8 protein-coding genes are annotated in these 8,876 nt (G+C 72.1%); 3 read left to right on the top strand and 5 right to left on the bottom strand.

Features of this window, described 5'->3' with window-relative positions:
• Positions 1-20 precede the first annotated feature (20 nt).
• A complete protein-coding gene (locus BLA60_RS39890; protein WP_154814941.1) occupies positions 21-1,382 on the top strand; it encodes an LCP family protein in 1,362 nt (453 codons plus the stop codon).
• A 13-nt stretch (positions 1,383-1,395) separates the two neighbouring features.
• Positions 1,396-2,094 (top strand): TIGR03089 family protein, encoded by a 699-nt coding sequence (locus BLA60_RS39895; RefSeq protein ID WP_075138292.1) that lies wholly within the window; start codon positions 1,396-1,398, stop codon positions 2,092-2,094.
• A 591-nt stretch (positions 2,095-2,685) separates the two neighbouring features.
• Here the strand turns inward: BLA60_RS39895 and BLA60_RS39905 are convergent.
• Genes BLA60_RS39905 through BLA60_RS39925 form a run of 5 tightly spaced genes read right to left on the bottom strand, consistent with a single transcriptional unit; the run spans position 2,686 to position 7,763 of the window.
• Positions 2,686-3,831, bottom strand: a complete 1,146-nt coding sequence (locus BLA60_RS39905; RefSeq protein WP_075138303.1) for an acyl-CoA dehydrogenase family protein — start codon at positions 3,829-3,831, stop codon at positions 2,686-2,688.
• 46 nt (positions 3,832-3,877) lie between these two features.
• Positions 3,878-4,393 (bottom strand): 5-(carboxyamino)imidazole ribonucleotide mutase, encoded by a 516-nt coding sequence (gene purE / locus BLA60_RS39910; protein WP_075138294.1) that lies wholly within the window; start codon positions 4,391-4,393, stop codon positions 3,878-3,880.
• Positions 4,390-5,589: a 5-(carboxyamino)imidazole ribonucleotide synthase gene (locus tag BLA60_RS39915; RefSeq protein WP_075138295.1), complete on the bottom strand. Its 1,200-nt coding sequence runs from the start codon at positions 5,587-5,589 to the stop codon at positions 4,390-4,392. Before BLA60_RS39915 ends, purE begins: the two co-directional genes overlap by 4 nt.
• 9 nt (positions 5,590-5,598) lie before the next feature.
• Entirely contained in the window at positions 5,599-6,894 is a 1,296-nt protein-coding gene (locus BLA60_RS39920) for a glycosyltransferase 87 family protein (protein ID WP_084736088.1), read from the bottom strand.
• Between the two features lie 32 nt (positions 6,895-6,926).
• Positions 6,927-7,763, bottom strand: a complete 837-nt coding sequence (locus tag BLA60_RS39925) for a hypothetical protein (protein ID WP_075138296.1) — start codon at positions 7,761-7,763, stop codon at positions 6,927-6,929.
• 232 nt (positions 7,764-7,995) lie between these two features.
• Between BLA60_RS39925 and BLA60_RS39930 the strand changes: the two genes are divergently transcribed.
• The coding region (locus BLA60_RS39930; RefSeq protein ID WP_154814943.1) for a sigma-70 family RNA polymerase sigma factor at positions 7,996-8,876 on the top strand (881 nt) is incomplete at its 3' end.

Genomic DNA, 8,876 nt, shown 5'->3' on the forward strand with positions numbered 1-8,876 from the left:
GTCACGGGGGAGGTGTGCCGGTGTCCAAGGGTGTGTGGGAGTCGTCGGATTCGTCGGACGAGCCGACCGGTTACGCGCCGGCCGTCGGCGAGGTGGTCCAGGCGCCGGCCGAGGCCGACGTCGAGCCGGAGACGGTGGCGGACCCGTTACCGTCGGCGCGCAGGCGCCGGCGCGGGGTGACGGCGCTGCTGGTGGTGACCAGGGTGGTGGTCGGGCTGGTGTCGGCGACGGCGCTGGCGGCGATGTCGCTGCTGTGGTTACGGGTGGTGCAGCTGGAGGAGAGCACGAACACCACCGACGCGGTGGCCCAGGCGCAGACCGGGCCGGCCGCGCAGGCCCCGCCGCCCGACGACGGCGCGAACGACATCCTGATCGTCGGCAACGACAGCCGCACCGACATGCAGGGCAACCCGCTGTCGGCCGAGCTGCTGCGCGAACTGCGCACCGAGGCCACGGAAACGTTGAACACGGACACGTTGATCCTGCTGCGGATCCCGCGTGCGGGCGGCCGGACCTCGGCGGTGTCGATCCCGCGTGACACGTCGGTGACGGTCCCCGGCCTGGAGAACGAGGAGAAGATCAACGGCGCGTACGGCATCACGAAGGCCCGCACCGCGCAGCGGATGGTCGACGCCGGCGAGTCCGACCGGCGCAAGATCGAACGCGAGTCCGACGACGCCGGCCGCACGGCACTGATCCAGGCCGTGCAGCTGCTGACCGGGGTGCGGGTCGACCACTACGCGGAGGTGAGCCTGTACGGGTTCTACCTGCTCACGGACGTGATCGACGGCGTGGACGTGTGCCTGAACCGGTCGACCAGCGACCCGGACTCCGGCGCGTCGTTCGCCTCCGGCCCGCAGACGGTGCGCGGTGGTGACGCGGTGTCGTTCGTCCGGCAGCGCAACGGCCTGCCCCGGGGCGACCTGGACCGCATCGTGCGCCAGCAGACGTTCCTGTCCTCGGCGATGCGCAAGGTCATGTCCGGTGACCTGCTGACCGACACCGCGAAGCTCAACGCCCTGTCCGACGCGGTGTCCAAGTCGGTGGTGATGGACGAGGGCCTGCACTTCCTGGACCTGGTCAACCAGGCCCAGGCGCTGGCCTCCGGCGAGGTCACGTTCGTGACGATCCCGGTGACCGGGGTGGGGGCGCGCAACGCGCGCAAGCAGAGCATCATCACCGTCGACGTGCCGGCGGTGCGGCGCTACGTGGCGGCGCTGATCTCCGACTCGCCACCCGCACCGGCGGCCCCGCCCTCGTCACCGCCCTCGTCACCGCCCGCGTCACCGCCCCCGTCCCCGCCCGGTTTCGCGTCGAAGGGCATGCTGGACCTCGGCGCGCCGGCGTTGGCCCGGCAGCCGGCGGTCCCGTGCGTCGACTGAGGAGTCCGAACCGTTGAGCCTCACCGAGAACCTGCTGCGCCCCCTGTCCTCGGCGCGGCCCCTGGTCACCCACTACGACGACGCGGCCGGCACGAGGGTCGAACTGTCGGTGGCGACCCTGACCAACTGGGCGGCGAAAACGGCGAACTGGCTGGTCCAGGAACACGACGTCGAGCCGGGGACGCCGGTGTCGGTGGCGTTGCCCGCGCACTGGCAGACCGCCGGGGTGCTGCTCGGCGCGTGGTGGTGCGGCGCCCGGGTGGTGGCGTCACCGGACGGGGCGGCCGTCGCGTTCGTCCCACCCTCCGGCTCTGGCGCGTCGTCCGGCGCCGAGGTCGTGGCGGCGGTGTCCCTGGACCCCATGGGCCGCGACCTGCGTGACGACGTGCCGCCCGGCATGGTCGACTTCGTCGCCGACGCCCGCCTCCACGGCGACGACTTCTACGGCTCACCGGTGCCCGGCGACACACCCTGCCTCGGTGACTCCACAGTGGACGAGGTGCTGACGAGTTCCCGTGAACGAGCGGCATCCCTTGGCCTGGGTCCCGAATCCCGCGTGCTGTCCACACTGGACTGGACGGTCCCCGACGGCATCCTGGCCGGCTTCGTGACGGTCCTGGCGGCCGGTGCGTCCCTGGTCCAGGTCACCAGCCCTGACCCGAACCTGCTGGTGCGCCACAGGGAATCCGAACGCACCACGACCGACCTGTGAACCTGAGCCCACGGCGCCGCGCCGAACTCGCCGCCCTGCTGGACGACGAGCAACGGTTGGCCCGCGAGCATCCCCGGCTGCTGGACTACCTGGACACCGCCCGCACCCTGCCCGGTACCGGAACGTCGGGTCGGACGCCGCGTTCGACCTCCGTTTCGCCCACTACGCCACGGCCGGCGGCGCCAATCCCTACTGGGACATCGTCGGCCCCTCAGTGTCCGAACAGGACGGACGACGCCTGGTCGACGGCGGCAACCCGGCCGGCAGTCCGCGCCTGGCGTACGCCCAGATGATGTTGCAGTCCCTGTACGCGTACGCGTACAGGGATCCCGTCGCCCAGGACCGTTGCCTGGATCGCGTCCTTCTGCGCCGACCGGGGCGTCGTCGAGGAGGTGGGTGCGGGCGGCGGGTACTGGGCCGCCCAGCTGTCGGCCGCCGGGATTCCCGTGTCCGCCTACGACCCCGATCCCCCGGAACACCAGTGGCATCCGGTGGGACCGGTGGTCGACTGGCGACCGGCCTGCGAGGATTCCGGCTTCGTCGCCTGGTGGAACCTGCGGGACGTGGCTCAGGGTTGGGTTCGCGGGTGACCTAGCCCTTCAACAGGGCCCGAGCCATCACCATGCGCTGGATCTGGTTGGTGCCCTCGTAGATCTGGGTGATCTTCGCGTCCCGCATCATGCGTTCGACCGGGAAGTCCTTCGTGTAGCCGGCGCCGCCGAACAACTGAACGGCGTCGGTGGTCACCTCCATGGCGATGTCCGACGCGTACGTCTTCGCCGCGGAGGCGATGAAGCCCGCGCGGGAGTCGCCGCGCTCGGAGGCGGCGGCGGACGTGTACACCAGGTGCCGGGCAGCCTCGATCTTCATCCCCATGTCCGCCAGCATGAACTGCACGCCCTGGAAGTCGGCGATCCGCTGCCCGAACTGCTTGCGCTCCTTGACATACGCCAACGACGCCTCCAACGCCCCCTGCGCGATCCCCACGGCCTGCGCGCCGATCGTCGGCCGCGTGTGGTCCAGCGTCTTCAGCGCGGTCTTCAACCCGGTCCCCGGCTCACCGATGATCCGGTCCGCCGGGATGACACAGTTCTCGAAGTAGATCTCGCAGGTCGGCGAGCCCTTGATCCCCAGCTTGCGTTCCTTGGCACCCACCGAGAAACCCGGATCGTCCTTGTGCACGACGAACGCCGAGATGCCGTTGGCCTTCTTCTCCGCCTCGGGATCGGTGACGGCCATCACCGTGTACCACGTCGACTCGCCCGCGTTGGTGATCCACGCCTTCGTCCCGTTCAGCACCCAGGTGTCGCCGTCCCGGACGGCCCGGGTGCGCATGGACGCCGTGTCCGAGCCCGCTTCGCGTTCGGACAGGGCGTAGGACACCGAGGCCTCGCCGGAGGCGATCGACGGGAGGACGAACTTCTTCACCTCCGCCGACGCCGACAGCAGGATCGGCTGGGTGCCCAGTTTGTTCACGGCCGGGATCAGCGACGCCGACGCGTCGACCCTGGCCACCTCCTCGATCACGATGCACGCGGCGATCGCGTCGGCGCCCTGGCCGTCGTACTCCTCGGGGATGTGCACGGCGTTGAAACCCGCCTTGACCAGCGCGTCCCTGGCCTCCGACGGGTAGCGTTCCCGCTCGTCGACCTCGGCGGCGTGCGGGGCGATCTCCTTGTCGGCCAGGGCGCGTACCGCCTCCCGCAGCGCCTCGTGCTCATCGCTCAGCTGGTACAGGCCCGACACCGTGGCCACCTCCTCGATCGCGTCAACAACCCCGATGTTAGCGCTCGTTCACGTGGGGCACATCGGCCCTCGAGCGAAGAGCGGCGTCCTTGTCGAGAACCAGGCGTTCCAGGTCGTCGTGGAACGCCTGCAAACGCTTGCGCAACGTCTCGTCGGACGCACCCAGGATCCGCACGGCCAGCAGGCCCGCGTTGCGGGCGCCGCCCACCGACACCGTCGCCACCGGGATCCCCGCCGGCATCTGGACGATCGAGAGCAGCGAGTCCAGACCGTCGAGGTACTTCAGCGGGACCGGGACACCGATCACCGGCAGCGTGGTCGCCGAGGCCACCATGCCGGGCAGGTGCGCGGCCCCACCCGCGCCCGCGATGATCACCCGCACGCCCCGGCCGGCCGACTCGCGCGCGTAGTCGAGCATCCGCTGCGGCGTGCGGTGCGCCGACACCACCCCCACCTCGTGGGGCACGTCGAACTCCGCCAGCGCCTCGGTCGCCGCCGACATCACCGGCCAGTCCGAGTCGCTGCCCATGATCACACCGACCAACGCGGTCATCCTCGTCCCCCCGTGTGGATGTCGTACCCGTCCTGCCACTGCGCCGTGGACAGCCAGTGGGCCGCCAGCCGCGCGCGTTCCCGCACGTCGGCCAGGTCCTCGCCGAGCAGCGTCACATGGCCGATCTTGCGACCCGGCCGCTCCTGCTTGCCGTAGTAGTGCACGTGCGCGTCCCGGTAGCGCGCCAGCAGGTGGTGCAGGCGCTCGTCGGTGCTCATCGACGGCGGCCGCGCCGCGCCCAGGACGTTGGCCATCACCACCGCCGGCGCCCGCAGGTCCGTCGCCCCCAGTGGGTAGTCGAGCACGGCCCGCAGGTGCTGCTCGAACTGCGAGGTCCCCGCGCCCTCGATCGTCCAGTGGCCCGAGTTGTGCGGGCGCATCGCCAGCTCGTTGACCACCAGCCCCGAGTCGGTCTCGAACAGCTCGACCGCCAGCACCCCCACCACGTCCAGCTCGGCGGCGATCCGCAGCGCCAGCTCCTGGGCCTGCCTGGCCAGCCGCTCGTCCAGGCCCGGCGCCGGGGCCAGGACCTCGACACAGATCCCGTTGGACTGCACCGTCTCCACCACCGGCCAGCAGCCGCCCTGGCCGAACGGCGAGCGGGCGACCACCGCCGCCAGCTCGCGGCGCATCACCACCCGCTGCTCCACCAGCAGCGGCGTGCCCCACTCCACCAGCCTTGGCACCAGCTCACCGGCCGACCCGGCGCCGTTGAGCAGCCACACGCCCCGGCCGTCGTAACCGCCGCGCGCCGCCTTGAGCATGCACGGCCAGCCGTGCTCGTCGCCGAACTTCACCACGTCGGCGACCTCGCGCACCGCCGTGAACCGGGGCACCGGCAGACCCAGCGCGTCCAGCCGGTGACGCATCACCAGCTTGTCCTGGGCGTGCAGCAGCGCCTCCGGTCCGGGGCGCACCGCCACCCCCCGCTCGACCAGCGCCCTCAGGTGCTCGTTGGGCACGTGCTCGTGGTCGAAGGTCAGCACGTCGACGCCGGCGGCGAAACCGGTCAGCGCGTCCAGGTCGGTGTGCGAGCCGAGGGTGACGTTGGGGGTGACCAGCGCGGCCGACTCGTCGGGCGAGGTCGCCAGTACGTGCAGCGACTGGCCGAGCGCGATCGCCGCCTGCTGGGTCATCCTGGCGAGCTGGCCCCCGCCAACCATGCCGACGATCGGCAAGCCGGTGCGTGTGTCCACGAAGGGAACCTATCCCGACGCCCGCCGGCTCCTGGCGAGCACCACCACCCCAGCCACGAGCGGAACGAGCAGGTAGGCGCTGCCGAGGACCACCTCGGGCGGGGTCCACTCCAGCTCCGGGCGCTCGCCGGCCGGCCGGTTCGGGTCCGAACTGCGCATGATCAGCAGCACACCGCTGGCGTAGACGGCGACGACCGCGCCGACCCCGGCCAGCGCCCGCGCCCTGGCCGCGCCGCGCGGCAGCGGGACCGGCAGCCGCGAGACCAGCAACACCAGCAGCGGGATCACCCACACGTAGTGGTGCGACCAGGACACCGGGCTGAGCAGCAGACCGAAGAACGCGGTGACCAGCAGCGCCTCCAGCGGCCGGCCCTGGCGGTGGAACCGCAGCACCAGCCACACGGCCGGCACCGCCAGCAGCGCGCCGACACCGATCGCGGCGCCCAGCGACCACGGGGCCAGGTCGCTCAGCCGCAGGATCAGCGCGTGCAGCGACTGGTTGCCCGCCCAGAACGTCGGGCCGGTGCGCTCCGGGTCGGTGACCGCGACCGTCCAGAAGCGGGTGAAGTCGTGCGGGATGATCAGGAAGATCACCGCCTGCAGCACGGCGAAGGTGACCAGCGCGCGGACCGCGTCGGCCCGCCGGCCGGTCAGCCACAGGTGCGGGACGAAGATCAACGGGGTCAGCTTGACCGCCGCCGCGACCCCGACCAGCACCCCGCCGACGTGCCGCACCCGGCCAAGGACCAGCACGTCCACCACGACCAGGGCCATCAGCACCAGGTTGATCTGCCCGAGGAACAGCGTGCGCCACACCGGCTCGACCGCCAGCGCCAGGACCGTGACCACGATCGTCGTGGTCGCCGGGGTCATCCACACCGGACGGTTCGGCAGGTTCCGCACGGCGATCCGCACGACCAGCGCCAGCGCCAGGACCGAACCGGCGGCCAGGATCCCCCACGACACCTGGGTCGGGAACAGCGCCAGCGGAACGAACAGCAGCGCGCCGGTCGGCGGATAGGTGAACGGCAGCTTCGCCCACGCCGGCTCGGAGCTGAGGAAGTCGTTGTCGTACAACGGTTCGCCGGTGAGCAGGGCGATCGCGCCCGAGCGGTAGACGGCGCTGTCCACCCCCAGCCGCCAGTCGATCAGCCAACTGACCACACCTGCCGCGAGCAGCACGGCCGGCACCGCGAACAACGCCACCGCCAGCCTCGGTCTGGCGAACAGGCGCCGGATCGACTGGCCCAACCAGCCCGCGCCGCCGGTGTCCAGGCCGGGCGCCGCACTCACGACCTCACTCACGGTCGCAAGGAAACCACGCCCGCCCGGCGCCGCTACGCCCGGCTGAGCCCGTGCAGCAGCGTGCGCGCGCCGTCCTCGGTGTCCGGCAGCTGCTCCACCCGCAGCCACGGCCGCCGGCCGGTCGCCATCTGCGGGTCGACCGCCAGCCGCTCGGTGATCAACCAGCCGGCGTTGAGCGCCCGCTCACCGAACGCCGGGTCCCGCTCGGCGAGCACCACGGCCACCGACGGGCCGAGCAGCGCGACGCTCTCCCCACCGTCGAACACCTCCCGCAGCACGTCGGCCACCAGCACCATCGCCATCAGCCGCGCCCAGCCGGTCACCGCCGACAGGTCCAGCGTCACCACCAGCAGCGCGTGCGTGCGGGCCACCGGCACCTGGGCGCGCCGCGAACGCCGGTACACCTCGCCCAGGCGGGTCCGCAGGTAGGCGTGGGTCGACAGGCTGGTCAGGCTCTCGACGGTCTCCGCGTTGCGCAGCTCCCCACAGGACTCGTCCGCCCAGGCCAGCGCCGCCGCGCGCACCATCGGCGTCGGCGCGGCGTCCGGATCGGTGGCGATCAGGCCGCCGTGCTCCTGGTCGTGGGTGAGCACCGCGTGCAGCGCGGCCAGGTCGGTCAGGGTCTCCTCCAGGCCGGCGCCGGACGCCGCGCGCGCCCGGCCAAGACCCGCCAGCGAGTCGCTCAGGTCGCAGCGCAGCACCGCCGACGAGCACACCGCGTCCACCTCGGGCAGCCCCCAGTCGCTGGGGAACCGCCAGCCGGCGGCGATGCTCGCCGTGCGCCACCGCGCCCGCAGCCGCCGCAGCGCCCTGGCGGTACCGTCGGCATCGCCACGGTGAGATCGCGACCCCGCCTCACGTACCGTCACATTCGCTCCGTCCGGTCTGTCACGGGCTGTTGAGTGAGTAACGCGTCGACGCGACCGTCGTGACGCCATTCGTCCGACGAGTTGCCCAGCGCGACCCATACGGCCATTCCGGTGATCGGGTGGTGCTGTGTTCGGTGGAATCCGTCACACTGAGCGCGGGAGCGTGTCTAGTGGGCGTTCGGGCGGGTTTGCCCTGCCCTCGGGGGTAGACACGTGCGAGTTGAGGAGGATCGTGGCCACCGTTCCCGCTGACATCGAGGGGCCCAGCGACGCGGAACTGATCGACGCGGTGCGCAAGGGCACGGTGTCGGCCTACGGCTCGCTCTACGAACGGCACGTCGCCGCCGCGTACAACCTGGCGCGCCAGCTGACCAGATCCCCGGCCGAGGCCGACGACCTGGTGTCGGAGGCATTCGCCAAGGTCCTCGACACGCTGCGTGCCGGCCGAGGACCCGACTCGGCGTTCCGCGCCTACCTGCTGACCGCGCTGCGGCACACCGCCTACGACAAGACCCGCCGCGACCGCAAGGTCGAGCTGTCCGACGACGTGGAGTCCGCCGGTGGCGCGGCCGTCGCCGAACCGTTCTCCGACACCGCGGTCGCCGGGCTGGAACGCTCCCTGGCCGCGCAGGCCTTCGCCCGCCTGCCCGAACGCTGGCAGGCGGTGCTCTGGCACACCGAGATCGAACGCCAGTCGCCGGCCGAGGTCGCCCCCATCCTGGGCCTGACCGCCAACGGTGTCTCCGCGCTCGCCTACCGCGCCCGCGAGGGCCTGCGGCAGGCCTACCTGCAGGTCCACCTCTCCGAGATCACCGACAGCCGCTGCCGCGCGGCCGCCGAACGGCTCGGCGCGTTCACCAGGTCCGGACTGGCCAAGCGGGAGAAGGCCCAGGTCGAGGCGCACCTGGACGAGTGCGACCGGTGCCGTGGCCTGGCCGCCGAACTCGCCTACGTCAACGGGGCGATGCGTGAGGTCGTCGCGCCGCTGGTGCTCGGCGCCGGCGCGCTGGGCTACCTGTCCCCGGTCGCGCAGGGCACGACCGCGGTGGTCGCCACGACCACCGTCGGCGCGGCCGGTGCCGGCGGGGCGGCGGCGGGCGCCGCCGCGGCCGG

The organism is Actinophytocola xinjiangensis (assembly GCF_001921215.1).
GTDB classification, from domain to species: domain Bacteria; phylum Actinomycetota; class Actinomycetes; order Mycobacteriales; family Pseudonocardiaceae; genus Actinophytocola; species Actinophytocola xinjiangensis.

Coding starts and splice junctions, on each gene's coding strand:
- purE (WP_075138294.1), bottom strand. CDS start 4,393: ATGACCGCGTTGGTCGGTGTGATCATGGGCAGCGACTCGGACTGGCCG.